We start from the raw sequence: 26768 nt of genomic DNA, 5'->3' as shown, positions 1-26768 counted from the left end.
ACAAATAAAGGAATTGTCTGCTACGATAAAGAAATATAAGCTATTCAAAATTTCAAAATTTGATTCCCCTGCAAAAACCCCTTTTTGTTGCATAAGGGTTGCATAAATATACAAAGCGAGCATTGGCGAAGCATGGATGCAACACCTAAGCGAAGGCGAGCAGGCGAAAGGGGGCGAGCGACAGGATGTCGTGAGAGCGCTGCACCCTGCACCCTGCGAGTGTTACTATTAATGTTGCGGGTACGCCTGATGCTCCACCCTTTAGGTGTCGCTATTAAGGTTGTCTCCCATGGACGGGAGATTAGCGCGGTACCCCTTTCGCCGCAAGACAAGCCGCAGGTGTTGCCCATGCTTCGCGCCCTGTCGGGTACGCCTGATGCTCCCTTTGGTCGCTTTTAATGTTGCTGAGCGGTATATTTATGCAAACGAATGCATATTAATAACTTTTTGAGTGACATCAAAATTTGTCTGCGGGCAAACAATGCTTTAGGCAAAAACCTAAGAACCCGAAAACTTGGGTGTTTATAGAAACGGGAAGTAAGGGGGGCTAATATGCGTATAGAACAGAAACTTTGGAAGGAAAATGTCGGCTGGTCAGACCAGATTCCCAGAGTCGATGGTCTCCAGCCTCAACTCTTGTTAGTCTTCGGCACTCGTAAATGCCTCCAACAAAAAGTAAGATTTGATGAAATCAAAGGCTTCTATCCCGGAGCCCATATCTTTGGCTGTTCAACTGCTGGCGAGATTTGCGGTACCAGTGTTTTTGAAGATTCTATTGTCATTACTGCTCTGGAATTTGAGCACACCCGTATTGAAGGCCGCCAAGTACCTTTAAGCCAGGTTCAGAACAGCCTGCAAGCGGGCAAATACCTGGCCTCTTCGCTTACCCACGAGGATTTATCTCATGTCCTGCTACTTAGCGATGGCCTGCATGTCAATGGTAGCGAATTGCTTCAAGGCTTAACTTCCAGTCTGCCCCCAGGAATCGCCATTACCGGAGGAATGGCTGGTGACAAAATATCTTTTGAAGAAACCCTGGTCTTTTGGGATGCTCCACCAGCACCGGATACCATGGCTGTGCTAGGTTTTTATGGCAAGCATATAAGGGTAGGTTGTGGCTCTATGGGTGGTTTTGACCCTTTTGGCCCCCAGCGTCTCATAACCCGCTCTGCTGCCAATGTCCTTTACGAAATGGACGGTCGTTCCGCCCTGGAACTATATAAGAAATACCTGGGAGAATATGCTGACGGCTTACCCGCTACGGGAGTATTTTTCCCCCTTTCCATTAGCGGTAAGCAAATAGCTGGAAACCTGGTACGTACTATTCTGAAAGTAAACGAAGAAGATCAAAGCCTGACCTTCGGGGGAGATGTCCCTACCGGAGCTTTTGCCCGGATGATGAAGGCTAACCTCGATCGCCTGATCGATGGCGCCGTGGGGGCTGCAGAAACTAGTCTGAGCGCAGTTAACGGCGTTTCACCCGAACTGGCCATACTCATTAGCTGCTTTGGTCGCCGCGCCGTACTCAAGCAGAGAATCGAAGAAGAAGTAGAAGCCGTTAGCGATGTGCTGGGTTCAGGCAGCATTCTCACCGGTTTCTATTCCTATGGCGAAATTTCGCCCTTCAAACCCGGAGAGAAGTCCGTGTTCCACAACCAGACCATGACTATCACCACTCTAAGGGAGGTATAGTAGTTTGGAAAATATGCATAGTTTGCTAAAACGCCAGTTACGCAAGCAATTTGGGAACAAACCTCTGGATATTCCTGGGTGGGAGAGCTTTCTCCAGCAGGTAAATGATGCTTACCGAGAATTCGATGTTGATCGCAATATGTTGGAACGTGCTTTGGAAATAAGTTCCCAGGAATTGCTGGAGACTAACTCACAGCTCCGGGCCGTATTAGAGGCTTTTCCCGATGTGTTTTTATTGCTGGACTCCCAGGGTATTATTATTGAGCTTAAATCCGGCAGTTCCACTGAACTGTATATGTCCCCGGAGCAACTGCTGGGCCAGCACATTGAAGTGATTCATCCCGATACCATCAATTCGCCGTTTGCCATGGCAGTAGAGCAGGTTCAGCAAAGCGGAAAGCTTATCACTTTCGAGTATCCCGTTACGCTAAACCAGCACGAACTCTATTTTGAAGCCAGGTTGCTGCCGGTATCCGGGGATCATGTTTTCGCTATCATCCGAAATGTCACCGAACGTCGTATTATGGAAGACCAATTGCGCTATCTTAGTATGCATGATGCCCTGACCGGTTTGTATAACCGCGCCTATTTTAAGCTGGAGACCGCCCATCTGAAAAAGCAATCACATCGCTGGATTGGTCTTATTGTCGGCGATGTTGATGGCCTGAAGCTGGTTAATGATACTCTGGGCCACGAAGCAGGCGATGATCTGCTTATTAAAGCTGCGCATACCATTAGAGACTCCTTGCGCGAGTGTGATTTTGTAGCCCGTATTGGGGGTGATGAATTTGCCGCTATTCTTTACAACTGCAATCACCAGGGAATAGAAGGTGTAATTAGCCGTATCAGAAATAATATTACCCTGATTAACTCCCGTAATCCAACGCTCCCCTTAAGTCTTTCCCTGGGCTATGCTGTAAAAAAAGATGCATCTACCAGCATAGATGAACTCTTCAAGGAAGCCGATGATAATATGTACAAGGAAAAGCTTGATCATCGCAAGAATGTTAATAATAACCTGGTCAGTACCTTAATAAAATCCATGGATAAAAGGGATTTTTTCAATCAAGGACATGTCGAACACATGCAGAAGCTGGTCTGTATGATGGCTGAAGCTCTAGGTATGTCCCCCAATCAAATATCCCACATGAAACTACTGGCGCAATTTCATGATATAGGTAAGGTAGGGATATCTGACGCTGTAATCTTTAAGAAAGGCCTCCTTAATTCTCAAGAGCGCTTACAGATAGAACGGCATCCGGAAATAGGCTATCGTATCGCCCGTTTATCGCCGGAACTGATGCCGATAGCTGATTGGATACTAAGACATCACGAGTGGTGGAATGGACAGGGTTACCCCTGTGCCCTGGCGGGTGAAGATATTCCACTGGAGTGTCGCATACTAACCCTGGTTGATGCCTATGATGCCATGACCAGCGATCGTCCCTACCGCAAGGCCATGAGCCATGAAGAGGCTATTGAGGAGATAAAAAGCAAAGCCGGAACCCAGTTTGATCCTGAATTAGTCCGCTTATTTCTGTCAGAAATAGAAACAAAGTTCCCTTCACCCGGATCAAAAGCATGATGCCATTTATTTAAGCATTGGAAGAAACTGAGGAGCAGTTTCAACACGGCTCTGCAACGCGGCGGGGGATTAGAAACCACCACCTGTTTGTTAATAGGAACCCGACCGCTTAAAGAAGCGGGGGACATTTTTCACCTCGTTATAAATTCCTAAGCTTCATATAAACCAGGCGAAAACACCTCATTATAACCCAGTCCGCAGGTACCCGACAGCTGCATTATGTAACAAACTCCCGAGCATACTGCTCGGGAGGGATTGAGAATGTTTTCTTCATAATATACCCTCTATTTTTGACCTAATAATTCTCTGACTAACTCTGGAACTTTGGTAGAAACTGTATCTCCCCGGGCAGCGACATTATAATTACCTTCTATGGAGTCTAGAATATCTTCTTTTCTAAACCGCCATTCCCGGCCACACTTAAATGCATTAATTCTTCCATCGCGAATCATGTTATAAACCGTTTGTTTGCTTACTCTTAAAATATCAGCTACCTCCAGAATGTTTAAGAAATCCGGTTTATTTCCTGATAAATTTTCAGCCAAGGCCTTAGTAAGATTCTGCACCATAGCAGCTTCCTCGGGACTAAATACCTTCCGCCCACAATCGGGGCATTTATATAGATTTATACCATCTAATAATAGGCGATATTTTCCCCATTTTGCTTCATGCGCGGTTACGACAGAATCCATTTCCTTATTACAATAGACACATTTCATTGTTTTTTCCTCCTTAGCATAGTCCCGCATAGTTCCCATTCATCATCATCTGGCAAAATTACGGTCACAATCTCTGCTTCAGGATAACTGGCCGCTACAACGACATAAAATTGCGGTTTATCCGGGGTTGCCTTTTGGAACAATACCTTAACATCAAAATGCCAGGGGCCGTCTTGTATTTCGATAACCTCTCCATATTCAATAGCCCGCATTACATCATCTAATGGAATCATTCTTTCACCCATGCGGTCAAAGGCATGGGCAGACACATGAATACGGTTGGCTTTAGCCAGTGCCTTTACCCAGGTAATAGGGAACGACAAGTTATCCCTCTCCTTCTTATAAAATAACATAAATTAAAATAAAATAACAATAATTAAGTAAGGAAAAATTTGCTTTTGATTCTCAAACGCCTGTTGATAATATGTGGCAGTAGTTCGCCAGCTGTCTGTTTTCCCTAGATCTAAATGCCCCCCGATTCGCACCGGACCCACAGCCTGACGAGATTCACTATCCCCAAATGATGCCAAAGCATTAAGGGCGTCAGATGTGCTGGTAAGCTCTTTTACAAGCCCCCCCCATATTTTCACTATCCCTTATGAAATAATGCAGTTCCCTCTCAATAACATCAGGCAGACGAAACAAGTGAAATACGCTGGTACCGATACCAATGCGCTCATCGTGAATTTTGCTTGCCGCCTCCTGTAATCCATGATATTGAGCAAGTATAGTCGTTTTCGAAAATATCGGAGCAAGAAACGCTGTACTACCGGGTGCAAAAAAAGAACTATTCCACCAGGCTGGCTTGAGCTGTTCACCTAAATATCCAACAATAAATCGCAATCGTATTAAATCCTTTTTTTCTGCTCTTTTCACTGTATGACCTCTTTGCCTTTATTATTTAGGATTGTTTTAAGTCGCCATTTTATAAAATCATGCGGCATTGATTATAAGATTACTTTTCTCTGGAAATCTTAAATCCTTGAGCCTCTAACGCTTTTAGTTTGAGTTCTTCTTCTTGGGCCCGTTTCTCTTGCCGTTTTTCTGCTCTAGTCATCGGGATTAATAATCATTAAAAAAACCCATATTGACGCCAAAAGTGCATCCCCGTTTGGTAAAATGTTAATAAGCACAAAAACACGGCCAAACGTAGAAATGATGCACAATATCATGTTACATCAAATCGATCCGTATGAAAAGGTTATTAACGAAATCCAAAATTGCCCATACAACGATAGTTTTCACCCGATATATTCTGTTAGAGTGGGAACGTCGTCACAATCAAGATTTACGCAGTTTTGGAGAACTATTCTTCCTTCTCTGCGAAGAGATACAAGATTTAGACTATGCAACAGCCTTAAGGCAGTTAATGTATTACTGCATGATGTTGCTTGATTATGTTCCCAAAGAACTAGCTAAAATTGTTTCATGTCAAGTGATGTTCTGGATTACGTCACAACCCCTATATATCCAGAGGTTGTTCAGCAATTTCTGCTACGAAAGTTGAGTTAATACAATATAATTTTTTCGAAGTGAGTTTTGTATATAACTTTAAAAGGGCGTGATATTTGATGGTCATTTGATCTGGGGCTATAGATAACCCTTTGAAAAATGGTTTTAAAACAAAGATTTTATGTGATGAGTATGTAATTGAGATTAGCATTATCGATACACATTAACTTCATAGTAAGCCGTACAGACCTGCTGGAACATATCGATTACAGTAAATAAACGGAGTTGGATTAACATGGATAAAGCTGACAAAATATTAGAATCGCGTAGTAAGCTCTTACGTCAGGTACCGCCGCTGGCCCCTAACACGGAAGAGGAAGGCGGCTGTGGAGTTACCGGATTTATCAGCTCAATTCCGGTCACCGGAAAAAACATCTTTGAGCCTTCGGTACAGATGAACAACCGCGGCAATGGCAAAAGCGGCGGCATCGGCGCAGTCGGTTTTGTACCTGAAGCCTTAGGCGTTTCCCGCCAGGTATTGGATGATGACTACATGCTCCACATTGCCCTGCTTGATAACAGCGTGGCAGCAGAGATCGAAAGTACTTTCGGTGCCTGACACCAACTTATCAACTTATAATTGTTTTTCCACATTTCTTCCGCCATACATCACACGAAGAACGTGCACTGTACAATCGGACTTTCTTGTAATGTAAAAAATAAGAAAGTTACCAACGGGGAAGAATCGCACTCCTCTTGAGAACCAAGGTTCTTTCTTGTATGGCGCATGTCTGTTTGGCATGGTGCACAATTTTAAGATTTCCTGTTCAATTCTATCACACAGGTTGACAGCTGTTTGCGGTTCTAATAATTCAGTAGCAATATAAGAAAAAGCCTGCTGCAGATCATTTTCTGCAGCAGGCGTAATAATTATCGCGTACTGTCTCATGCATTCAGTCCTTTTCGAATATCCGAAAATACTTCCTCCGTAGGACGACCTTTGCCTGCCAAATAATCAGCATACCCTTTCTCTAATTCTGCATTAAATTCTACCTCGGTCATGGTAGCGACAGATTTAATTTTAGCCGGTGCTAATCTTAATTCAAAAGGTATCGCCTGATTAATAACCACTTGCTTTAAGAAAAGACCTACAGCATTTGACATTGAGATTCCCAGACTATCAAACACCTTTTCCGCCTGTTCTTTTACATCTGGTTCAATGCGCACATAAAGATTTGATGATTTTCGCATGAAATCCACTTCCGTTCTCGTTCTTTTTAATACTATCATATGATATTGTACGTACAAAAGCAATTCAAATAGTCCATTTGCCTATTTAGGCTTGGTAGCATCCAGATATCCATTTTCTTTTTTCCTGGTATTGACCGACGAACAATCCGACCCGGGCTTAAATACCCCAAGTCGGCTAACAGTCGTTTAGCTTATTCAATTACCAGCCCCTGTTCCTGACCGATACCGAGGAAGCGGCCCTGCTGGGTGCGAGCTTGGGGGGTGATCAATTGGGCAAAATACTGTATACCTATGGGTATTGTATTGACAGCAAGGCAGCAGCAAACTAAAATAAACCATAGTCATAGAAGACTATTTCAAATGTAAAAATCAATATAACAACTGGGCAATGGAGCCTGTTTCTCATAAGGGGAACAGGCTTTTAATTATGGCAGGTGGTTTTCTTCTGTCCCGGCCCGTTTATTAAACCCAGTTAAAGCAAAGGCGCTTTGAAACTCCAGTAAAGTGGAGATTCAAGGCGCCTTTTATGGCTTTATAGGAAACTATAATTATCTATATCATTAGCCAGTATGCCAGGGTTGGTTTCCAGATTACGACAGATAGCTGAATAGAGTTCTGCTTTGGCGGCCCGGTTACGGCCCTCGAACATGGTAATCTCTATAATTGTATTGCAGTCTGTTCGGGTATCGATATACTCAATAATATCTTCAGCCGCGCAAAAATGCTCTTGTTGCGCTGACTAATATTCACTATGATACCATGATAATCACGGTTTTTACTCATCCCTCTATTCGAAAAGCAATTGTCTAGCCTTCCAATCAGGGCAATAAGCGGGGGGAACTCCGGAATTAACCTCCGCGCGCCTCTGCCTTCATTTCAGTTACTGTTTTCGCTCCGATACCAATATTTTCATCGGGCAGTTCGTGGATAACTACAGTAAAAGCACTTAATGGGATTCCTGTTATCTCGGCAGCGCTACAGCTTAATTGTTTAATAAGCAGCGGCTTCTGCTTTCCGGGCATCTGTCCAATATCCACAGTTATTACCGGCATATTATACACCCCCTTCCCAGTTTGTTTTGCCTCAGCGCCAAAAGGTTGGAAATCGTTTGGCCTCCGTTGCTGGTTATTATTCCGGCAGGAAGATGCTGTTTTCAGCTTACCCCTTATTGCGCCAGGCTACCAGCGCAACGCACACATCGTTATAATCCTTGTCATTACTGTCCTCAATGCAGATATTGTAGCCATAGCCCACTATAGAGCCGGTATCGGTGGTAATGGCGTAAGTATTAATACTACTGTCCAGGCTGGAGGATTGGGGTACATCAATGGATAGTTTAAGCCCGTTGCTCTGAATGAAAGCCGCCCCCTGAGCCAGAGGCGGTTCGATATCGGTGCTCATTTTTGTCTTGTTAAAATACTTGCTTGGCGCCGTCAAATAGCCTGGCATTAACCGAATAAGCCGCCTGGGAGGTAACAAACCAGGACATATAGTAACCCGGGGGAAAAGAATCAATGGTAAATGTTTTTTGAGCCATTGCTTATCATCCTCTCGATTTATTAAATAAAGTATGTGATTTAGTTGCCGCCGCAAAGCTTTCTTTCGCAGTTCATTGCGGCGGAATAAATGGCCAGGGCCGAGTTATAATCAATAGGGCCATGTATATATTGGGGACGGTTCTCTTGTCATAATTCAGATATACCCTATTTCAGATACTGGATGCTGCCTCGCGTGATTCCTAACAAGTCAGCAGTTTTTCGAATCGAGAGATTGGTTTTTTCCCTTATGTGTAGGACGATTTCATTTCGCGTATTCTTGTTTTTCATCAACTCCTGCATCTGATATCCAGACCATTCTTTTTTCAGGTATTCCTCCAGATATACCTTGCTCTCTTCCAATGTCCATGCCTCATCCTCATTTATATCCATGAATTGATTCGTATCTTTCTGCAATGAAAAGTCTTTGAATTCTTTTATGGCTTGTGTTTGGTCTAAGGAAATAGAGCTTAGAATAACATCGGTGTTTATATTCCTTGATTCCGGCTTATCAGGTGCTAAATAGTATTTGTAACTGCTCCATTTGTAATCTTCGGCTTTTTCAACGATGTCGGCTTTTACCGGGTTGTTATGAATATACCTGGTAACCGCCATCAGATATCTTTCGTCTTCTATGGTCTCACTTTTAAAACGGTCCTGAAACAGGTGACCTACCCGATTGTATTTCTGATTGAAGTAGTAGGCATAACTGGCGTTGATTCGTTTCATGGTCGTTGCCAGTCTCTCTTGGCCTTCCTGGATAACCAGGTGGACGTGATTGTCCATTAAACAAAAGGCAAAAAGAGAAAAACCTGCTTCTTTTTTCTTGGCAAACAGGGTTTCAAGAAATCGCTGTTTGTCTTCTTCATCAAGAAACAGGTTCTTTCTTTCATTTCCTCGCATCATTACATGATACGTTCCGGTTTTACTCAATATCCGCTGGTGTCTGGGCATATGTACTCTCCTAATTTAGTTAGATTTTATTCCCAACACCATGTTACCATACCGGTCAGATTATGACAAGAGAACCGTCCCTTTGACATGCATGACAAAGGGAAACAGAACTTATCTGCCTCCCTTTGTACCGTTCTTACATACTGGCCTTTTTCATATATCTTAAGCACAGAAGGGCGAATGTTATAGCCTGATATTCTTGCTATCCTCCTGCTACCCACCTTAGAGATAAATCCCGAAACTAAGGAATTCTTAATTACCCAGTCCGGCCCAAAATACCTTCCCTCACAACAGAAAAAGCCCGAAATTTCAGGCTTTGCAGGCTATAAATGGCGCGCCCGGCAGGATTCGAACCTGCGACCTCCAGATTCGTAGTCTGTTACTCTATCCAGCTGAGCTACGGGCGCATTTCATGGCGGAGAGAGAGGGATTCGAACCCTCGAGACAGTTATTAGCCGTCTACTCGCTTAGCAGGCGAGCGCCTTCAGCCATCTCGGCCATCTCTCCACATAAAATCTAATTTATTAATTTGGGCACAGTTTGTTTAATTTTTTCATGATATTTGCCTGACCGGTCAAAAATCATGCAGTCAAAAGCTGATTTATTTTACCAGGTTACAGTCAATTTACTTAAATGGCGGAGGAGGTGGGATTCGAACCCACGGAACCCGTAAAGGTTCAACGGTTTTCAAGACCGCCTCCTTCAACCGCTCGGACACCCCTCCACATAGCGGTTGCATCTGCAATGCAAAGGAAAGTATAGCACAGGCTTTTCTTCTTGTCAATAAAGCCGGGGGCTTAAGCTTCGGGCCGGTTTATCTTTTCCAATCCGCCCATATATGGCCTCAATACCTCGGGGATTACTACCGAGCCATCGGCTTGTTGGTAGTTCTCCAGAATAGCGGCAACGGTTCTGCCAATGGCTACCCCGGAGCCATTGAGGGTATGGACATACTGTAACTTGGCCTTGGGATCAGGGCGATAGCGGATATTAGCACGCCGTGCTTGAAAATCTTCACAATTGGAACAGGAGGATATCTCCCGGTAGTCCTGATAACCAGGCATCCATACCTCAATATCATAAGTTTTGGCAGAGGAGAAGCCCATGTCCCCGGTGCTTAATACTACCACCCGGTAGGGAAGCCCTAGCAGCTGCAGCACTCTCTCGGCATCCTGCGTCAGTTTTTCCAGTTCTTCATAAGAATTCTGGGGTTCACATAGTTTTACCAGTTCCACTTTATTAAACTGATGCTGCCGTATTACTCCCCGGGTATCCCGACCATGAGAGCCGGCTTCCGCTCGAAAACAAGGGGTGTAGGCGGTTAAATAAAGCGGCAGGTCTTTGATTTCCAGTATTTCCTCCCGATAGAGATTGGTCAGGGGAACCTCGGCCGTAGGGATCAGATACATATCCTTGCCTTCCAGCTTAAACATATCTTCGGCAAATTTGGGCAACTGCCCGGTTCCTACCATGCAATCGGCGACAACCATAAAGGGAGGAAGAATCTCCCGGTAACCATGCTGTCCGCAATGAATGTCCAAGAAAAAGTTTATAATGGCTCTTTCCAGACGGGCGCCGGCTCCCTTGTAAACGGTAAAGCGAGCCCCGGATAATTTGGCGGCCCTTTCAAAGTCCAATATGTCCAGCTCCGGCCCAATATCCCAGTGGGCTTTGGGCTCGAAGTCAAATTGCCGAGGTTCTCCCCAGCGCCGGACTTCCTGGTTGCTTTTCTCATCTTCACCCAGCGGAACCGATTCATGGGGAAGGTTGGGAATATTCAGCAGAATCTTTTCTATCTCTTTTTCCACCCGGGCAAGTTCTTCATCCAACACTTTAATCTGCTGTCCGGCCTGCCGAACCTCTTCCATCAAGTCGGAAGGGTTTAGTCCCTGCTTTTTCATTTTTCCTATATGCTGGGATGAATTGTTGCGGAAATTCTTGCGCTCTTCCACCTGAACCAGAATCTTCCTCCGCTCTTCATCCAGCAATAGGAACGGCTTTAGTACGCCTGTAAGATTCCTCTTTTCCAGTCGCTGTTCTACCAGAGCTGCATTGGCTCTAATAAGCTTGGCATCCAACATAATGCTCCCCTCCTTCAGGGAAATTAATCCTCTTAGAGTAAAATCAAAAACATCCTGGGAGCAGGCTTCTTCCTGGCCAAGCTCCCATGTCCCGAGGATAAGACCACCGCTGAAAAGTGATTTCGCTTGTGCTTGAACGGTAAGATCTGTTTAGTATATTAACCCCTTACTCCTCACTTCTTTTGCTACAACTGCAGCAGTATGGGTTTTCCTACCATTCCATCCAACCGGCTCAATTTCTCCAGAACCGGTTCTTCCACTTTATTATCCACGTTGATTATCATTATGGCCTTTTCCCCTTTGGTCTTGCGTGCCACCTTCATCCCGGCGATATTTATTCCTTCATCTCCCAATGCCGTGGCAAAAGGACCGATTACTCGAGGTCTATCCTCATTTTCCACCACCAGCAGATATCCTTCCAGGTTGCTTTCGGTTTCATAGCCGTTGATTTCAACCAGGAGAGGAAATCGCGCTCGGGAAAGGGTTCCTTCCAAGGTCAATTCATGCTCGTGATCAAATACCCTGGCCGTGATAAGGTTTTTATATCTTTTGGGACTCTGTTCTTCCTTATGGTCAAAAACCTTGATTCCCCGGTCTTCTGACATTAGACGGGCGTTAACATAGCTGACCTTATCCCCCAAGACCGGCTCCAGCAAGCCTTTGAGGAAAGCTACCGTTAAAATTTCGGTCTCATTGCTGCTGATGGGGCCACTATAGGTTAACTCCACCCGGCTGACCGCTGCCTTTTCCATCTGGTAATAGATATTGCCCAGCTTTTCCGCCAGGGTAATATAGGGCTTCAGGTATTCCAGCTCGTCTTTCAGCATAGCCGGTAAGTTTACCAGGTTGGGTACAATTTCGCCTCTCAGAGCTTTAATGACCTGCTCGGCAATGTTTTCCCCCACCCGTTTCTGAGCTTCAAAAGTGTCCGCTCCCAAATGCGGCGTTACTACCACATTCTTTAAATTGAACAAGGGGTTGTCAACGGCTGGTTCTTTCTCAAAAACATCCAACCCGGCACTTAATACCTTTTTGGACTCCAGTCCTTTTAATAGCGCTGCTTCCTTGATAATGCCCCCCCGGGCACAGTTAACTACCCGGACGCCCTCTTTGGCCAGGCTAAGTATTCGTTCATCAATCATATGCATGGTTTCTTCGTTTCTAGGGGTATGCACGGTAATGAAATCGGCCTCTTTGGCCAGTTCTTCCAGGCTCTCCTTCTTTTCCGCCCCAAAGCGGGCAAAGCGTTCATCGGATATATACGGATCATAGGCAATAACTCTCATGTTAAAGGCCTTTAAGCGGGTAGCTACCATGGAGCCTATCCTTCCCAGGCCGACAATGCCAACAGTTTTGCCATAGAGTTCCACTCCCCGGAAGGGTTTGCGATCCCAGGTTCCCCCTTTCAGATACTCGCTGGCCCAGGCGGTATTGCGAATGGAGGATAACAAAAGGCTTATGGTTTGTTCAGCCGCAGAAATGGTGTTGCTATCCGGAGTATTGGCTACTATCACTCCATAACGGGTACAAACATCTACATCAATGTTGTCTATTCCATTGCCTGCACGACCAACTATCTTGAGTCGTTTACCCCGGCTGATCAATTCTTCGTCAACCTGGGTGACGCTTCTTACTATCAAGGCATCATAGTGCTCAATAATCTCCAGTAGGTCTTCCCGGGAAATCCCGTCCCGGTAATCTACCGCCAATTCGCTCTTTAGCAGTTCAATGCCTTCATCGGCTATGCGCTCACTGACTATAACCTTTTTTCTTTCCATGTTTCTTCCTCCTTCTGTTGTTTGGCGCCAGAAATGCTTCCTTTGACCGAGTTTACCCTTGGTTGTCGCTTATTCGGCTTGTCAAAGTAACACTTCACTCCTGCCCGCAAAAGCATTAAGTGGCAGAAATGTACTCCTGAGCCTTTTTGATACCCTTACCCAGTTCGATCGGGTAACCGGACTTGAGCAGGGTTATCTCCAGGGCTACCAACACTGATAAGAGATCCAGTTCCCGGACATAACCCAGATGGCCTATCCTGAAGATGACATCATCCAGCCTCTGCTGCCCGCCGGCCAGGATTATATTAAATCTTTCCCTCATATATTGGCGGATTTTATTGCCCCCTATTCCCTGAGGTGCTATTACCGAAGTCAGGGCGGGGGAGGCATTATCATCTGCCGCCAGCAGTTTTAATCCCATTTCCTTTAAGGCTGCCCGAACCATCTCCCGGTAATTCAGCTGTCTTAAAAGAATATTATCCAATCCTTCTTCCTGCATCATTTTCAGGGCTTCTTCCAGACCATAGAATAGTGAGATGGCTGGTGTATAAGGGGTCTGGCCTTTTTCCAGGTATTTAAGGCCGGAAGAGACATCCCAATAATATTTGTGGTTTTTATTTTCCTTATGTACTCTTAAAGCCCGGTCGTTAAAGGCCAGGAAACTCAATCCCGGTGGAATCATAAAGGCTTTTTGGGAACCACTGGCAACCACGTCCAGTTTCCATTCATCCATTTTGAACGCCACGGCCGCTAACCCGCTTACGGCGTCAACCATAAAAAGGGCGGGGTGTTCGCCTACAGCAGCTCTGATGGCGGCTAAATCATTGAATACCCCGGTGGAAGTCTCATTGTGGGTAATCAATACCGCCTTTATTTCCTGCTTTTTATCCTGCTCCAGCCTTTCTTTAACCACCTGGGGATCGGCGGGCTCTCCCCAGGGAAAGTCCAGCTTCTCTACCTGGGCACCAAATTCCCGAGCAATAGTGGCAAAGCGATCCCCGAAAACGCCGATGGAGACTGCCAGCACTTTATCTCCGGGAGATATAAAATTAACTACCGCCGCTTCCAGCGCACCCGTACCGGATGCCGGGTAGATTAAAACCTGATGCTGGGTATGGTAGACTTGTTTGATTCCGTCTGTTACATTAATTAAAATTTCCTTAAACTCACTTCCACGATGATTGACCATGGGTCGGCTCATAGCACGGACAACTCTTTCGGGAACGGGTGTAGGCCCGGGTAAGAGCAAATATTGTTCACCTATCATTCCTGTAATAGCCTCCTTAATATTGAAACTACATTTGACTCTGCTGCAAAACCCCTTTTTATGCAAGCTAATGCATATGTATAACTTTTTGCAGTGGAATCACATTTCTATTATGAAACCATTTTGATGCCTGCTATAACTTTTCCCCCTTGTAACTCGTGTATACATTATGCAAAAAACCCCTCGCCCCATAGGGACGAGAGGTATTTTCCCGCGTTGCCACCCTTGTTGGTGTTCTCAACACCCACTTGAAGGTTATAACGGAACCACCGCTTATTCTTTAGATCTGTTTCCAGGTTGGATTCAAAACTGCACCGGGCTGGTTCGCAGCTTCCACCAGCTCTCTTTACCAGTTTACAGTTCCTACTTTTTCCTTTCATCAACAGTTTTGCTATTAAGGTTTGGCATTGATTATATTACAGCCCCGGAGCTTTTGCAAGTGATTTTTAAAAGCTCCCACCCGATTACCAGCCGCGTTCCTGCATTCTCTCCTCTGGCCTTATGGTGCTGATATCTATTCCTACCATAGCTTCACCCAAATCCCGGGATACTTCTGCTAAAACTGCCGGATCCTGGTAATGGGTGGTGGCGGTTACTATGGCCCGAGCTCTCTTCATGGGATCGCCGGATTTGAATATGCCGGAGCCTACGAATATTCCATCACAACCCAGTTGCATCATCATAGCTGCATCCGCCGGAGTGGCTATACCCCCTGCGGCAAAATTTACTACCGGCAGCCCTTTTAACCGCACTACCTCCTGCAGTAATTCATATGGTGCTTCCAGCTCTTTAGCTGCGGCCATTAGTTCTTCTGCGGGCAGGCTGCTGACCCATCTAATCTGGTCATTGACCTGTCTGATATGCCGAACCGCTTCAATTACATTCCCGGTGCCTGGTTCTCCTTTGGTTCTAATCATGGCCGCTCCTTCACCAATACGGCGAAGGGCTTCGCCCAGATTGCGGGCTCCACAAACAAAAGGTACTTTAAAAGTGTGCTTATTTACATGGTGTTTATCATCAGCCGGGGTTAGAACTTCGCTTTCATCGATATAATCAATTCCCAGGGACTCCAGAATCTGGGCCTCAACAAAATGCCCTATCCGGCATTTAGCCATTACAGGAATAGTGACTTTCTCCATAATGCGAAGAATCACACTGGGGTCAGCCATACGGGCAATACCTCCGGCCGCTCTTATATCCGCCGGAACCCTTTCCAATGCCATCACCGCACAGGCTCCAGCTTCTTCTGCTATTTTGGCCTGCTCGGGAGTAGTGACATCCATTATGACGCCACCCTTTAGCATCTGGGCCAGGCCGGATTTTGCTTTGAAAATTCCTTTTTCTTCCATCTTTTTTCCCTCCCTTAATTCTGGGGATTAGGGGTCTTTTATTCCCTCTCTAGTCCTCTTCTTTTTCAATCCTAAAACGAGCCACGCCTACAATACGGTCTTCTTCCGGCAACCTCATCAATAATACCCCTCGGGAATAGCGTTTCTGTTGCGAAATATCGTCTACTTCCAGGCGGATAATGTTGCCTTCACTCGTTAGAATAACCAGCTCATCCTCCTTCGATACGATTTTGAAGGCTACTAACTTGCCATTTTTCCTAGTTATTTCAATGGCTTTTAAGCCTTTCCCTCCTCGATTCTGCAGCCTGAATTCGCTTAAGGCCGTTCTCTTGCCATAGCCCTTCTCGGTTACCAGCAAGACATCGGCATCTTCCCGATAGCGATCCAGCCCCACCACATAATCATCTTTCGCAAGCCTTATGGCTTTAACCCCGGCGGCGGTCCTACCCATGGTTCGCACCTGCTTTTCATCAAACATGATTGATATCCCCCGGGAATTTGCTATCATTACTTTGCTCCCGGTCTTTACCCGTATGACTCCCACCAGTTCATCGCCCTCACGAAGGTTAACCGCTATCATTCCGGTTCTCCTTACATTTTCGAAAGCCTTCAAGGCGGTTTTCTTTATTATTCCTTTTCGGGTTACCATCAGCAGGCGATGATCGACATTAAAGTCCCTGGCCCCCACTATAGTGCTCACCTTTTCCCCGGGACGCAATTCCAAAAAATTCACCAGGGGCATTCCCTTGGCCTGTCGCGAGGATTCAGGTATCTGAAAGGCTCTGGTGGTGAAAACCCGGCCCTGGTTGGTGAAGAAAAGCAAGGTAGCCAGGGCTGAAGTAACCAGCACATCATTGGCAAAATCCTCAGCTCTGATAGTAGTGGCACTTACACCTTTCCCTCCCCTTTTCTGGGACCGATAAGTGTCCAGCGGCTGTCGTTTGACATAGCCCCGATTGCTGAGGGTTATAACCACTTCATGATCCTCGATAAAATCTTCTTCGGCATAGGTGTTTTCTTCCTGGCTTATCTCCGTCCGTCTCTTGTCGCCATACCTTTTTTCAATCTCATCCAGGTCTTCTTTTATTATGGCCAGAACTCTTTCCGGGCGGGCCAGAATATCTTCAAAGTCGGCGATTTTCAGCAGCACTTCCTCATATTCGTTTTCTACTTTGCTTCTTTCCAATCCGGTCAGTTGGGCTAAGCGCATATCCAGTATGGCATTGGCCTGTATTTCGCTCAAGCCAAAGCGACTCTGCAAGCCGCCTCTGGCGGTTTCACGGTCGCGTGAGTTCCTTATCAGCTCTATGATCTCATCCAGGTTGTCCAGGGCTATTTTCAAGCCTTCCAAAATATGTTTGCGGTTCCTGGCCAGCTTGAGTTCATAGGCTGTTCTTCGCTTAATGACTTCCTGCCGGTGTTGAACATAATATTGTATCATTTCCTTCAGGTTCAGTATCCGGGGTTCTCCGTTAACCAGGCTCAGCATGATGATGCCGAAACTGTCTTCCATCTGGGTATGCCGGAAGAGCTTGTTCAAGACCACATTGACATTCACATCTTTGCGTAATTCTATAACTATCCGGATTCCTTTACGGTCGGATTCGTCCCTGAGGTCGACAATGCCTTCTACCTTCTTGTCCCGTACCAATCCCGCAATCTTTTCGACTAGGCGGGCTTTATTAACCTGATAGGGTATCTCGTTAACCACAATAGCACACTTGCCGCCCCTTTTTTCTTCGATTTCGTAACGAGCTCTGGTTCTTATGGTTGCACGGCCGGTCTCATAAGCTTGTCTGATACCGCGGGCCGCCAAAATTCCCCCGGTGGGAAAATCTGGGCCGGGAATGCTTAGCATTAGCTCGTCAATAGTGATCTCCGGATTATCAATATATTCTTTAATTCCCGTTATTACTTCCCGCAAATTATGCGGAGGTATATTGGTGGCCATGCCTACAGCTATCCCAGCGGAACCGTTGATCAAAAGATTGGGTATCCGGGCCGGCAGCACCTGCGGTTCTTCCCGGCTGTCATCATAATTGGCCCGCCAGTCTACGGTGTCCTTGTCAATATCCTTAAGTAGTTCCGCCGCTATCCGGGCCATTCTGGATTCCGTATACCTCATGGCCGCCGCAGCATCTCCGTCAATGGAACCAAAGTTCCCATGTCCATCAACCAGCGGGTAGCGCATGGCAAATTTCTGGGCCAGTTTGACCATGGTCTGGTAAATAGCCGAATCCCCATGGGGATGATATTTACCCATTACCTCTCCCACGATATTGGCGGATTTTTTATGCGGTTTATCATGGGTCATACCCTGTTCATGCAAAGCATACAAAATCCGGCGATGCACTGGTTTTAGCCCATCGCGTACGTCTGGCAAGGCCCGGGATACTATGACGCTCATGGAGTATTCCAGAAAGGATTTCTTTACTTCCTTTTCAATATCTATGGGTATTACTTTACCAAACAGACTATCCTGTGCCAATTTCTGTCTTCCTCCTAAATATCCAGATTAGCGGCATACCTGGCGTTGCTCTCAATAAATTCACGCCGTGGTTCCACATTGTCCCCCATCAAGGCCGATAATATATCATTTGCTTTTATGGCGTCTTCAACCGTAACTTGCAATACCGTTCGGGTTTCTGCGTCCATGGTGGTAGTCCACAGTTGTTCCGGATCCATTTCCCCCAGACCCTTGTATCTCTGAATAGACCACTTTTGTTCTGTTTGGCTGAGAAAGTCATTCAGATCAGCATCCTCATAAAAATATTTGATTTCCTTTCCTCTTTTCAAACCATAGAGGGGTGGTTGAGCTATATACAGGTATCCATTTTCTATAAGCTCTTTCATATATCGATAGAAGAAGGTAAGCAGCAGAACCCGAATATGGGACCCGTCAACATCAGCATCGGTCATGATAAAAAGCTTGTGATAGCGAGCTTTTTTGATATCAAAATCTTCGCCTATTCCGGTACCCATAGCGGTAATGATGTTTCTGATTTCTTCACTGGATAGTACCCGGTCCAAGCGCGCCTTTTCCACATTCAGTATTTTTCCCCGCAAGGGCAATATGGCCTGGTAGTTGCGATCCCTTCCTTGTTTAGCCGAACCTCCGGCCGAGTCTCCCTCCACGATGAACAACTCTGATTCGGCCGGGTCTTTATTACTGCAATCGGCCAGTTTTCCGGGCAAGGCGGTCGATTCCAGGGCGTTTTTCCGTCGGGTGAGTTCCCGGGCTTTTTTAGCTGCTTCCCGAGCCCGACGGGCGGAAATGGCCTTATCCAGTAATTTACGGGCTACTGGCGGATTTTCATTCAGGAAATCTTCCACTTGTTCAAACAAAATACTCTCTACTATTCCCCGGATATAGGTATTGCCCAGCTTGGTTTTAGTCTGTCCCTCAAACTGGGGGTCTTTTACCAGCACCGATATAATCGCCGCTATTCCCTCCCGGATATCCTCACCGGAGAGATTATTGTCATTTTCTTTCAGAATATTATTTCTCTTGGCATAGTCATTAATCACCCGGGTCAATCCGTTTTTAAAGCCTATTTCATGAGTACCGCCCTCTTGCGTTCGGATATTGTTGGCAAAAGAATAGAGGTTTTCACTGTAGCTGTTGTTGTATTGAATGGCTACCTGGACGATAACATCGCCTTTTTTTTTCTCAAAATATATGGGCTGCTCATTAACAACCTCTTTATTCTTGTTTATATAAGCCACAAAGTCCTTCAAACCCTCGGAATATTGAAATTCCTGGTAAAATTCCTCTTCTTCCCTTTTATCGCTGAGGGATATTTTTAAATTTCGGTTGAGAAAAGATAACTCCCGCAGTCTTTGCAGCAATATTTCTCTTTCATAAACAATTTCTTCAAAGATTTCTTCATCCGCGAAAAAGCGAATACTTGTCCCGGTTTCTTTGCTTTCTCCTACTATCCTTATTTCACTCACCGGGGTTCCCCGTTCATAATCCTGCTGGTATATATGCCCGTCTCTTTTTATATGAACTTCCATTCGCTGTGACAGGGCATTTACCACGGACAATCCTACTCCATGCAAGCCTCCGGAAATATTATAACCGCTCCCCCCGAACTTCCCCCCGGAATGAAGAGTAGTTAAAATAACTTCCAGGGCGGGAATTCCCATTACTGGGTGAATATCCACCGGTATACCGCGGCCATAATCACAAACCGTAACACTATTATCCTGGTTAATAGTTACTTCTATCTTTTTACAGAATCCGGCTACGGCCTCGTCTATACTATTGTCCACTATTTCAAAAACCAGGTGATGTAAACCCTTGGCACCGGTTGAACCAATATACATCCCCGGTCTTTTGCGTACTGCCTCCAATCCTTCTAATATCTGGATATCAGAGGCATTGTATTCCCTTTCTTTTTCTATCAACTTATGCCCTCCCCTTAACGGTTTGCAGCCCGTTTGTATAAGGTATTTGAAGATATTGGCGACAGGTATAATTTATTATTACAGATAACCAATGCCTTCTCTTTTCCTTTTTCGCTGATATTAACCAGAGATCTCTCAATCCTGGCCATATCAATAACATCCTTAAGATCATGGGAAATGGGGGGTTCAATGTTTAAAATAGCGATTATATCGCTAAAAGATATGATGTAGTTGTTTCCCAGGTGAACATACACAAAAACTACTCCTTTCCAAGTAAACAGCCATCCTTAACCATTGAAATCGAGACGGACAAAGCATCTGTATTCTCCATTTTTACCGATGTAAGGAAACTCTGAAAAGAGGACTGGTCCAAAAAATTCAATAGTTTATTGCTTCTAGCATCATCCAGTTCGGCCAGTACCTCATCCAGCAGGAATATGGGAAAATTGCCTTTTATCTTTTGAAAAGTCATTATTTCTGCCAGTTTCAAACAAATAACTATATTTCTTTGCTGGCCTTGGGAGGCAAATAAGCGGGCCATCTGTTCGTTTAGATAAATATGCACATCATCCAGATGTGGACCCAGCAGAGTGGTTTTTCTTTTCCTTTCCTTTTCCGCTTCATTTTCGATTTGTTTCTTTAAGCTGTCCTGGAGTATATCCAGATTAATTTTACCACTATCAACAGGAAATGAAAGGGCATATCGTATTTTTAATAGCCCATCATCATCGTTTATCTGTGGGTAAATATCCTGTATGGCTTCATCTAGAACATTGATCAGATTTAATCTTGATATTAGCAATTTGGCTGCATACTCAATAAAAATATCATTAATTATAGCAAAACTTCTACCATTAGCTTCTTCTTTTTTTAATAATAAATTCCTTTTTTTTAGAGATTTTCTATAATTATCTAAGTTAAATAAATATTCGTTAGATATCTGTCCCAGGAGGAAATCTATAAAAAAACGGCGCTTATTAGGCGCTCCTTTAACTAAATAGAGATCATCTGGAGAAAAAAGAATTACTCTCAAACGGTCAGGATGATTATAGCTAGCTCTTTTCTTATTGATTCTAAAAATCTTAGCTTCCTGACCATAATTAATACTAGAATCAATAATTCTATCCTGGTGATTATAGCGTGCATGAATCTGAAAGCTTGGGGCCTCATATCTAATTAAAGTTTTTTCTTTGTTCGTACGGAAAGAAATCCCCGTTGACAAATAGAATAATGCTTCCAAAATATTAGTCTTACCCTGGGCATTATCTCCATAAAAAATATTTAGGCCGGGCGAAGGGTGGTATTCAATCTTTTTTAAATTACGAAAATCTCTAATTTGAAAATTCTTAATTTTCAATATCTATCTTTCTTTCATTTTAGTTACTTGTTCGTAAAGGTACCAATACATAAAGATAGTTGTCTTTTTGCGGATTTTCAATCATGGCTGGTCCTAATAAACTGGATAGATTTATTACTAGTTCCCTGGCTTCCCCATCTAGAATTTTTACCACATCAAGAAAGTAATTGGTATTAAAAGCAATATTTAATCCCCCTTCGCCTTCACTTGCATTACTAATCTCTATAACTTCAGCAATTTCCCCCATTATTTCCGAAAAAGTATTTACCTCCACCTCATTTTCTTCGAACTTAAAGCGGGTATACTGTATTTTTAATTTATCATCCGAAGGCATGACCCGAGCTCTTTCCAGAGTATCAGCCAAAATCTGCGTATCCAGCTTTACTTTGTAGCTAAAAGAGCGGGGTATTACCTGCTCATAATTGGGGTATTGTCCTTCTATAAGCCGTGATAGCAACAAAACATTGTTGCGATAAAAACTCACATTATTATCACTTAAACCTATATTTATCTCTTCCGGGCTGTCATCTAATAATCGGAGAACTTCAGTAGCTGTTCGGGCCGGAATAATAAAACTTAAGGGTTCTGGAGCCGTTGGCTGGATAGTACAAAAATAACGGGCCAAGCGGTGGGTATCAGAAGCCACTATATTTAATTGGCCTCCTTCCTTTAAATCGAACAAAACTCCCGTAAAGACCTGACGAAAATGGGTGTTGGCAGCGGCAAATACTGTCTTCTTAAGAGCATCTTTTAATATTTCCTGGCTTATGGAAAAACAGGGTTTAATTTTTTTTAAGGGAAGTTCTGGATATTCATAGTCTCTATAGGTATTAATGAAACCTGTTGAACGCCCGTAATTAATATCTAATCTAGATGTTTCCTGGTTTAATCCAATAAAAATTTGCGCTTCAGGCAACAACTTGACAAAATCAAAAAAATAATGAGCATTGACCAAAACACTGCCTTTTTCAATAACTTCGCTTTTAGCAGTGCTAGCCTTTACTCCTATCTCCATATCGGTTGCGGTCATAGTTAAACCAGTATCTGGATCTGTCTCCAGGAGGAGTCCTGACAAAACTGGTATAGCATTTTTACTGGAAGCAGCTCTATAGACTAGACTGGTGATAGCAAGTAAATCTCTCTTCTCAATAGTTAGTTTCATACAAAAACCTCCATCGTCCTCTTTTTCTTTTTTTTATTAACAATTTAGTAGTAATAGTAGTAGGGGCTTGAAAATTGTGGATAAGCGTCTCAAACCCTTAAAACAAGGGATATCTTGCGGTTGATAAGCTTGTTGATAATTTTTAAATAATATGGTTAGGGTCGATTTTTTTGCACAATACTTCTATTTCGGCGGCCAGTTCACGGTCAGATAATAATTCATTGGTTAATTTTTCATTGGCATGCATAACCGTGGTATGGTCTCTTCCGCCAAATTGCTCTCCAATCTGTGGAAAGGAAGCATCGGTCAGTTTACGACAAAGATACATGGCTATATGGCGGGGGTAGACCAGTGGTTTATTTCTTTTTTTTGAAATAATTTCGTTAATTTCCAAATTATAATGTGCGGCTACCGTTTTTTGAATAGTTTCTATAGTAATTTTTCGGGGTCTAGGAGGAGGCAGAATATCCTTCAATGCTTCAGCCGCAGTATTCATGTCCAGAGGTTTATTATTAATAGTAGCAAAGGCCACCAGGCGAATAAGTGCCCCCTCCAGTTCCCTGATGTTCGAATCTATATAATTGGCTATGTAGTCCAGTATGGAATAGGGGATATTAAGGTTTTCTACCTGGGCTTTTTTTCTTAATATCGCGATTCTTGTTTCCAGATCAGGTGGTTGAATATCAGTAATTAAACCCCATTCAAAGCGCGAGCGCAAACGGTCTTCCAGTGTAGGAATATTCCGGGGTGGCCGATCACTGGAGATAACTACCTGTTTATTTGATTCGTGGAGGGTATTAAAAGTGTGAAAGAATTCTTCCTGAGTTCGCTCCTTCCCCGCCAGGAATTGAATATCATCAACGAGCAAAACATCAATACTGCGGTATTTATTTCTAAATGAAGAAGTAGTATCGTCTTTGATGGAACTTATCAGGTCATTGGTAAATTGTTCGGAGGAGACATACATAACCTGATAAGTGGATCTTCTAGAAAGAATGTGATGACCGATGGCTTGCATTAAATGAGTTTTACCCAGGCCTACCCCCCCATAGATAAAAAGAGGATTATAGGATTTAAAAGGAGATTCACCTACGGCATAACAAGCAGCATGAGCAAAGCGATTACTGTTTCCCACAACAAAAGTGTCAAAAGTATATTTTGGATTTAAAGCGGATACAGGCTCTTTTTTACCAGAGATAATTTCCGAAGTAATGCTCAGAGTCACACTTTGATCGATTAAACTGCGCAATTTGTTTTGCATTATGTCCATATAGCGTGATTCAATCCACTCTTTGCTCAGAGAATCAGGGACGATTATGCAAAAGCTATTGTTTTTAAAGGAGGAGAATTTTACCCGAGAAAACCAGATTTCAAAGCTGGTTGAGCCGATCTCTTTATACATATAATCCAAAACTTCATTCCAGACAAGAGAATATTCTTTATAATTAGACATACTTAACCTCCGCTTTGTTGTGGAAAAGCAAATAAAGAATTACACAGGCTGTGGAAAAAACAAAGTCTCTCTTGATTCCACTGCGAAAAGTCATAATTATTATTTTGCTTGCATAGATATATTAGAATAAACTTACTCCGGCAAAATCAATAGCGATCACATGCTAATGCGCGTTTACAGGTTATTTGGGATTAAAGCACAAATATAGTATAATCATAGCAGAAAAAAAATTAAATTTGAAGTGCACAAACTTCCTTGAATTCTTGACATTTAAGGGGTTTAATCAATATAATAGTAGGGTATTTATATTATTTATGCAGTTGAGCTCTGTTGACAGGGTTACAGTTAACCAGTTAGGAGGCAAGGGATATAGTGAAGAGAACCTTTCAGCCGAAGAATCGGCAAAGAAAACGAGAACATGGTTTTAGAGCCAGGATGGCAAGCGCGGGTGGAAGAAAAATTCTGGCCAACAGGAGGAAAAAGGGAAGAAAGATTATTTCCGCATAGGTCGTAAAAGCGGCCTTTTATTTTCCCCAGGGAAGGTTTTTATGCTGGATAAAAAAACAAGGATTAGAACCGGTAAAGAATACCGGAACGTTTTTGAAAAAGGAAAAAGATTTTCGGGGCGATACTTAATAATGTATTACTTGGAAAATGCCGCGGAGAATAATCGTTTTGGTTTCATTACCAACAAAAAAGTAGGTATGGCTGTAATAAGGAATAGGATAAAAAGACAGTTGCGAGCCATAGTGCGCAAATACCCGGGACAAGTAAGGAAAAACCATGATATTGTTCTGGTAGCCCGTGCCGGTATCGGGAAGACTTCTTTTGAGGGTATAGAAAAAGATTATATTTTCATCATGAAGAAGGCGGGACTTTTTGCAAAAACTGCTAATAATACTAATTAAAATATATCAAAAGGCGACCTTTTTCAGGCCTGCTTCATGTCGTTTCTATCCTTCCTGTTCTCACTATTCCATTGAAGCGATAAAGAAATACGGAATAGTCAAAGGAGGCTGGTTAACTGCAAAAAGACTGGCCAGGTGTCACCCGTACAATCCGGGTGGCTATGATCCGGTACCTTAATAATAGGTTACCTCGCGAGCATTTGCCTCGCTAGCAAGGAGGTGGAACCTGCCATCACTTGAATTTGATAGGCAGGAGGAACTTTGTGGCATTCTTTTGTTCAGTGGTTTGCCAGTGTAATCCAGTTTATGTATGGTATTACCGATAGCCTGGGCGTAGCTAATTACGGGCTGGCTATTATTTTTATGACCATATTGATAAAATTGGCTCTTTTTCCGGTAACGCAAAAGCAGTTAAAATCCATGCGGGCTATGCAAAAAATTCAACCCCGGATGAAATATATCCAGGAAAAATATAAAGAAGACCCGCAAACCATGCAGTTAAAAGTAATGGAACTGTATAAAGAACATGGGGTTAATCCCTTGGGAGGATGCTTACCCCTCTTGATACAGATGCCGATATTTATTGCTTTTTACCAGTCATTATTCAACTTCAAGTTTGCGGTAGAGGAGCATGCTCGATTTTTATGGATTCCTAATATTGGCAGTTCTGACCCCTGGTATATTCTAGCGGTTCTAGCGGCGGCAACCACCTTTATACAGCAACGAGTATCTATGGTTGATACCAAAGATCCCACGCAAAAGTCCATGTTGTATGTGATGCCACTTTTTATGGCCTGGATAGCGGCTACCATGCCGGCAGGCTTACCTTTATACTGGGTAACCTTTAATATTTTAGGTATTTTGCAGCAGCTTTATATCAACTGGAGCAGTGATAAAGTGAAACTGGCAACTGAAACAGGAGTTCAGGTGGAAATGGCGAACGAGGTACTGGAGGAATCAAGTGGTCAGCATACTTTGGCCGAGGAAAAGGTAGCAGGGAGGGAAAAAGGAGGAAAGAACGTTAATGGAAATCCAAACAGTAGAAAAAAAAGGAAAAAACGTTGATGAAGCTATTAAAGCTGCCCTGGATGAACTAGAATGTGAAATTGACGATGTTTCTATTGAAGTGCTGGAAGAAGCAAGTAAAGGAATACTTGGCCTGGTAGGAAGAAAGCCCGCCGTGGTAAGGGTTTCCCTGATGGTGAAACCGGAAGAAGAAGTTCGCCAGGTGGTAGATGAGTTGCTTGGCCGGATGAAAATTGATTATCAGATTAATCGGGTGGAATGGGAAGACGGTCGAGTTAGAGTAAACATAATAGGCAATGACATGGGCCTTTTGATTGGACGGAAAGGCGAAACTTTAAATGCGGTGCAATATATTATCAGCTTAATCATTAACCGGCAGCGTGAGGAAAGAATTCGGGTCTTGCTTGATGTAGAGGACTACCGCAAGAAAAGAGAGGAATCTCTCGAGGCCTTGGCCCTAAGACTTTCAGACAAGGTTAAGAAAACCCGAAAAAATGTAGTCATGAGGCCGATGAGTTCCCAGGAAAGAAGAGTAGTACATACCATTCTACAGGCCGATCCCCAGATAACTACTTTTTCGCTGGGAGATGAGCCTAATAGGAAAGTGGTAATATCTTTGAAGAAATAAAAAAGACAGTGATGGAGGCCCGAGGCGAGGGCCTCCTTTTTTAGTTCGCCTTGCATGGGCATAGTCTAACGGGTGAAAGTCCCTAACACGCCCTGATAGTGGGAAGTGTACAGCCAAAGACAAGGGTGTCCTCGGCGACGAGGAATCTGAAGGAAGTCGGC

Annotated in this window: 28 protein-coding genes, 3 tRNA genes and 1 other annotated feature; of the genes, 8 read left to right on the top strand and 23 right to left on the bottom strand. The window is 43.9% G+C overall.

The genetic code is table 11. The features are described 5' to 3' along the window. The first annotated feature begins 552 nt into the window (after positions 1-552). Together PHP87_RS03460 and PHP87_RS03455 are read left to right on the top strand one after the other, a co-directional pair. The gene (locus PHP87_RS03460; RefSeq protein ID WP_299918481.1) at positions 553-1692 is read left to right on the top strand and encodes an FIST N-terminal domain-containing protein; all 1140 of its coding nucleotides are present in this window, start codon (positions 553-555) and stop codon (positions 1690-1692) included. Positions 1693-1705: 13 nt separating this feature from the next. Continuing rightward, positions 1706-3277 carry a diguanylate cyclase gene (locus PHP87_RS03455; protein ID WP_299918507.1) on the top strand — a complete coding sequence of 524 codons (1572 nt, stop codon included), beginning with the start codon at positions 1706-1708 and terminating at the stop codon, positions 3275-3277. A gap of 284 nt (positions 3278-3561) precedes the next feature. Here PHP87_RS03455 and PHP87_RS03450 read toward each other — a convergent pair whose 3' ends face one another. From PHP87_RS03450 to PHP87_RS03440, 3 genes are all read right to left on the bottom strand, one after another. Then, a complete protein-coding gene (locus tag PHP87_RS03450) occupies positions 3562-3996 on the bottom strand; it encodes a helix-turn-helix domain-containing protein (protein ID WP_299918480.1) in 435 nt (144 codons plus the stop codon). Continuing rightward, a complete protein-coding gene (locus PHP87_RS03445; RefSeq protein ID WP_061212937.1) occupies positions 3993-4319 on the bottom strand; it encodes a DUF4258 domain-containing protein in 327 nt (108 codons plus the stop codon). Before PHP87_RS03445 ends, PHP87_RS03450 begins: the two co-directional genes overlap by 4 nt. Positions 4320-4539: 220 nt before the next feature. Further along, entirely contained in the window at positions 4540-4872 is a 333-nt protein-coding gene (locus tag PHP87_RS03440; RefSeq protein WP_299918473.1) for a BrxE family protein, read from the bottom strand. A gap of 871 nt (positions 4873-5743) precedes the next feature. Between PHP87_RS03440 and PHP87_RS03435 the strand changes: the two genes are divergently transcribed. Continuing rightward, positions 5744-6067: a hypothetical protein gene (locus PHP87_RS03435; RefSeq protein WP_299918471.1), complete on the top strand. Its 324-nt coding sequence runs from the start codon at positions 5744-5746 to the stop codon at positions 6065-6067. Positions 6068-6082: 15 nt separating this feature from the next. Here the strand turns inward: PHP87_RS03435 and PHP87_RS03430 are convergent, their stop codons facing one another. The 20 genes from PHP87_RS03430 to dnaA all read right to left on the bottom strand — a co-directional run bounded on the left by PHP87_RS03430 (position 6083) and on the right by dnaA (position 24045). Continuing rightward, positions 6083-6397 carry a type II toxin-antitoxin system RelE/ParE family toxin gene (locus PHP87_RS03430; protein WP_299918469.1) on the bottom strand — a complete coding sequence of 105 codons (315 nt, stop codon included), beginning with the start codon at positions 6395-6397 and terminating at the stop codon, positions 6083-6085. Continuing rightward, positions 6394-6699 carry a type II toxin-antitoxin system RelB/DinJ family antitoxin gene (locus PHP87_RS03425; RefSeq protein WP_299918505.1) on the bottom strand — a complete coding sequence of 102 codons (306 nt, stop codon included), beginning with the start codon at positions 6697-6699 and terminating at the stop codon, positions 6394-6396. Before PHP87_RS03425 ends, PHP87_RS03430 begins: the two co-directional genes overlap by 4 nt. A gap of 532 nt (positions 6700-7231) precedes the next feature. Next, the gene (locus PHP87_RS03420; protein WP_299918504.1) at positions 7232-7390 is read right to left on the bottom strand and encodes a tautomerase family protein; all 159 of its coding nucleotides are present in this window, start codon (positions 7388-7390) and stop codon (positions 7232-7234) included. 157 nt (positions 7391-7547) lie between these two features. After that, the gene (locus tag PHP87_RS03415) at positions 7548-7751 is read right to left on the bottom strand and encodes a tautomerase family protein (RefSeq protein WP_299918467.1); all 204 of its coding nucleotides are present in this window, start codon (positions 7749-7751) and stop codon (positions 7548-7550) included. Between the two features lie 106 nt (positions 7752-7857). Next, the gene (locus PHP87_RS03410; protein WP_299918464.1) at positions 7858-8148 is read right to left on the bottom strand and encodes a hypothetical protein; all 291 of its coding nucleotides are present in this window, start codon (positions 8146-8148) and stop codon (positions 7858-7860) included. After that, on the bottom strand, positions 8111-8236 hold the full coding sequence (locus tag PHP87_RS03405) for a hypothetical protein (RefSeq protein WP_299918462.1): 126 nt from the start codon (positions 8234-8236) through the stop codon (positions 8111-8113). Before PHP87_RS03405 ends, PHP87_RS03410 begins: the two co-directional genes overlap by 38 nt. Positions 8237-8402: 166 nt before the next feature. Beyond that, positions 8403-9188, bottom strand: coding sequence for a transposase (locus PHP87_RS03400; RefSeq protein ID WP_299918461.1), 786 nt, complete (start codon positions 9186-9188; stop codon positions 8403-8405). Positions 9189-9518: 330 nt separating this feature from the next. Continuing rightward, positions 9519-9595, bottom strand: a tRNA-Arg gene (locus PHP87_RS03395). A gap of 6 nt (positions 9596-9601) precedes the next feature. Further along, positions 9602-9695, bottom strand: a tRNA-Ser gene (locus PHP87_RS03390). Positions 9696-9822: 127 nt separating this feature from the next. Continuing rightward, positions 9823-9912: transfer RNA gene (locus tag PHP87_RS03385), tRNA-Ser, on the bottom strand. Positions 9913-9985: 73 nt separating this feature from the next. After that, positions 9986-11269, bottom strand: a complete 1284-nt coding sequence (serS, locus tag PHP87_RS03380; RefSeq protein WP_299918458.1) for a serine--tRNA ligase — start codon at positions 11267-11269, stop codon at positions 9986-9988. A 185-nt stretch (positions 11270-11454) separates the two neighbouring features. Further along, entirely contained in the window at positions 11455-13047 is a 1593-nt protein-coding gene (gene serA / locus PHP87_RS03375; RefSeq protein ID WP_299918457.1) for a phosphoglycerate dehydrogenase, read from the bottom strand. A gap of 115 nt (positions 13048-13162) precedes the next feature. After that, the gene (locus PHP87_RS03370; RefSeq protein WP_299918456.1) at positions 13163-14314 is read right to left on the bottom strand and encodes an alanine--glyoxylate aminotransferase family protein; all 1152 of its coding nucleotides are present in this window, start codon (positions 14312-14314) and stop codon (positions 13163-13165) included. 189 nt (positions 14315-14503) lie between these two features. Continuing rightward, positions 14504-14703 (bottom strand) — a binding site (T-box leader). 75 nt (positions 14704-14778) lie between these two features. Further along, positions 14779-15663, bottom strand: a complete 885-nt coding sequence (gene pdxS, locus PHP87_RS03365) for a pyridoxal 5'-phosphate synthase lyase subunit PdxS (protein ID WP_299918455.1) — start codon at positions 15661-15663, stop codon at positions 14779-14781. Between the two features lie 49 nt (positions 15664-15712). Next, positions 15713-18151 carry a DNA gyrase subunit A gene (gene gyrA / locus PHP87_RS03360; RefSeq protein WP_299918453.1) on the bottom strand — a complete coding sequence of 813 codons (2439 nt, stop codon included), beginning with the start codon at positions 18149-18151 and terminating at the stop codon, positions 15713-15715. A 14-nt stretch (positions 18152-18165) separates the two neighbouring features. Next, a complete protein-coding gene (gene gyrB / locus PHP87_RS03355) occupies positions 18166-20073 on the bottom strand; it encodes a DNA topoisomerase (ATP-hydrolyzing) subunit B (RefSeq protein WP_299918452.1) in 1908 nt (635 codons plus the stop codon). A 14-nt stretch (positions 20074-20087) separates the two neighbouring features. Next, entirely contained in the window at positions 20088-20327 is a 240-nt protein-coding gene (remB, locus tag PHP87_RS03350; protein WP_299918450.1) for an extracellular matrix regulator RemB, read from the bottom strand. Between the two features lie 5 nt (positions 20328-20332). Further along, positions 20333-21430 carry a DNA replication/repair protein RecF gene (gene recF / locus PHP87_RS03345; RefSeq protein ID WP_299918448.1) on the bottom strand — a complete coding sequence of 366 codons (1098 nt, stop codon included), beginning with the start codon at positions 21428-21430 and terminating at the stop codon, positions 20333-20335. Between the two features lie 19 nt (positions 21431-21449). Continuing rightward, a complete protein-coding gene (dnaN, locus tag PHP87_RS03340) occupies positions 21450-22592 on the bottom strand; it encodes a DNA polymerase III subunit beta (RefSeq protein ID WP_299918446.1) in 1143 nt (380 codons plus the stop codon). Between the two features lie 142 nt (positions 22593-22734). Further along, positions 22735-24045 (bottom strand): chromosomal replication initiator protein DnaA, encoded by a 1311-nt coding sequence (gene dnaA / locus PHP87_RS03335; protein ID WP_299918442.1) that lies wholly within the window; start codon positions 24043-24045, stop codon positions 22735-22737. 369 nt (positions 24046-24414) lie between these two features. Here dnaA and rpmH point away from each other — a divergent pair, with 369 nt between their 5' ends. The 5 genes from rpmH (at position 24415) to jag (ending at position 26607) form a co-directional block, all read left to right on the top strand. Further along, entirely contained in the window at positions 24415-24552 is a 138-nt protein-coding gene (gene rpmH / locus PHP87_RS03330; protein ID WP_366942884.1) for a 50S ribosomal protein L34, read from the top strand. A 41-nt stretch (positions 24553-24593) separates the two neighbouring features. Continuing rightward, a complete protein-coding gene (rnpA, locus tag PHP87_RS03325) occupies positions 24594-24953 on the top strand; it encodes a ribonuclease P protein component (RefSeq protein WP_299918436.1) in 360 nt (119 codons plus the stop codon). Further along, on the top strand, positions 24925-25131 hold the full coding sequence (gene yidD, locus PHP87_RS03320; RefSeq protein ID WP_299918433.1) for a membrane protein insertion efficiency factor YidD: 207 nt from the start codon (positions 24925-24927) through the stop codon (positions 25129-25131). Before rnpA ends, yidD begins: the two co-directional genes overlap by 29 nt. Positions 25132-25214: 83 nt before the next feature. Continuing rightward, the gene (locus tag PHP87_RS03315; RefSeq protein ID WP_299918430.1) at positions 25215-26018 is read left to right on the top strand and encodes a YidC/Oxa1 family membrane protein insertase; all 804 of its coding nucleotides are present in this window, start codon (positions 25215-25217) and stop codon (positions 26016-26018) included. Continuing rightward, the gene (gene jag, locus PHP87_RS03310; RefSeq protein WP_299918406.1) at positions 25978-26607 is read left to right on the top strand and encodes an RNA-binding cell elongation regulator Jag/EloR; all 630 of its coding nucleotides are present in this window, start codon (positions 25978-25980) and stop codon (positions 26605-26607) included. Before PHP87_RS03315 ends, jag begins: the two co-directional genes overlap by 41 nt. Positions 26608-26768: the final 161 nt, after the last annotated feature.

It is taken from the genome of Syntrophomonas sp. (assembly GCF_028707975.1).
Lineage (GTDB): Bacteria > Bacillota > Syntrophomonadia > Syntrophomonadales > Syntrophomonadaceae > Syntrophomonas.
Note: the sequence above shows the minus strand (reverse complement) of the source record. Positions and strands in the feature narration are given on the sequence as shown.

What these genes read in the sequence shown, in the direction of transcription:
- PHP87_RS03460 (WP_299918481.1), top strand. Translation starts at nt 553, where the DNA reads ATGCGTATAGAACAGAAACTTTGGAAGGAAAATGTCGGCTGGTCAGAC.
- PHP87_RS03455 (WP_299918507.1), top strand. Translation starts at nt 1,706, where the DNA reads ATGCATAGTTTGCTAAAACGCCAGTTACGCAAGCAATTTGGGAACAAA.
- PHP87_RS03450 (WP_299918480.1), bottom strand. Translation starts at nt 3,996, where the DNA reads ATGAAATGTGTCTATTGTAATAAGGAAATGGATTCTGTCGTAACCGCG.
- PHP87_RS03435 (WP_299918471.1), top strand. Translation starts at nt 5,744, where the DNA reads ATGGATAAAGCTGACAAAATATTAGAATCGCGTAGTAAGCTCTTACGT.
- PHP87_RS03430 (WP_299918469.1), bottom strand. Translation starts at nt 6,397, where the DNA reads ATGAGACAGTACGCGATAATTATTACGCCTGCTGCAGAAAATGATCTG.
- PHP87_RS03425 (WP_299918505.1), bottom strand. Translation starts at nt 6,699, where the DNA reads ATGCGAAAATCATCAAATCTTTATGTGCGCATTGAACCAGATGTAAAA.
- PHP87_RS03415 (WP_299918467.1), bottom strand. Translation starts at nt 7,751, where the DNA reads ATGCCGGTAATAACTGTGGATATTGGACAGATGCCCGGAAAGCAGAAG.
- PHP87_RS03410 (WP_299918464.1), bottom strand. Translation starts at nt 8,148, where the DNA reads ATGCCAGGCTATTTGACGGCGCCAAGCAAGTATTTTAACAAGACAAAA.
- PHP87_RS03405 (WP_299918462.1), bottom strand. Translation starts at nt 8,236, where the DNA reads ATGGCTCAAAAAACATTTACCATTGATTCTTTTCCCCCGGGTTACTAT.
- PHP87_RS03400 (WP_299918461.1), bottom strand. Translation starts at nt 9,188, where the DNA reads ATGCCCAGACACCAGCGGATATTGAGTAAAACCGGAACGTATCATGTA.
- serS (WP_299918458.1), bottom strand. Translation starts at nt 11,269, where the DNA reads ATGTTGGATGCCAAGCTTATTAGAGCCAATGCAGCTCTGGTAGAACAG.
- serA (WP_299918457.1), bottom strand. Translation starts at nt 13,047, where the DNA reads ATGGAAAGAAAAAAGGTTATAGTCAGTGAGCGCATAGCCGATGAAGGC.
- PHP87_RS03370 (WP_299918456.1), bottom strand. Translation starts at nt 14,314, where the DNA reads ATGATAGGTGAACAATATTTGCTCTTACCCGGGCCTACACCCGTTCCC.
- pdxS (WP_299918455.1), bottom strand. Translation starts at nt 15,663, where the DNA reads ATGGAAGAAAAAGGAATTTTCAAAGCAAAATCCGGCCTGGCCCAGATG.
- dnaN (WP_299918446.1), bottom strand. Translation starts at nt 22,592, where the DNA reads ATGAAACTAACTATTGAGAAGAGAGATTTACTTGCTATCACCAGTCTA.
- dnaA (WP_299918442.1), bottom strand. Translation starts at nt 24,045, where the DNA reads ATGTCTAATTATAAAGAATATTCTCTTGTCTGGAATGAAGTTTTGGAT.
- rnpA (WP_299918436.1), top strand. Translation starts at nt 24,594, where the DNA reads ATGCTGGATAAAAAAACAAGGATTAGAACCGGTAAAGAATACCGGAAC.
- jag (WP_299918406.1), top strand. Translation starts at nt 25,978, where the DNA reads ATGGAAATCCAAACAGTAGAAAAAAAAGGAAAAAACGTTGATGAAGCT.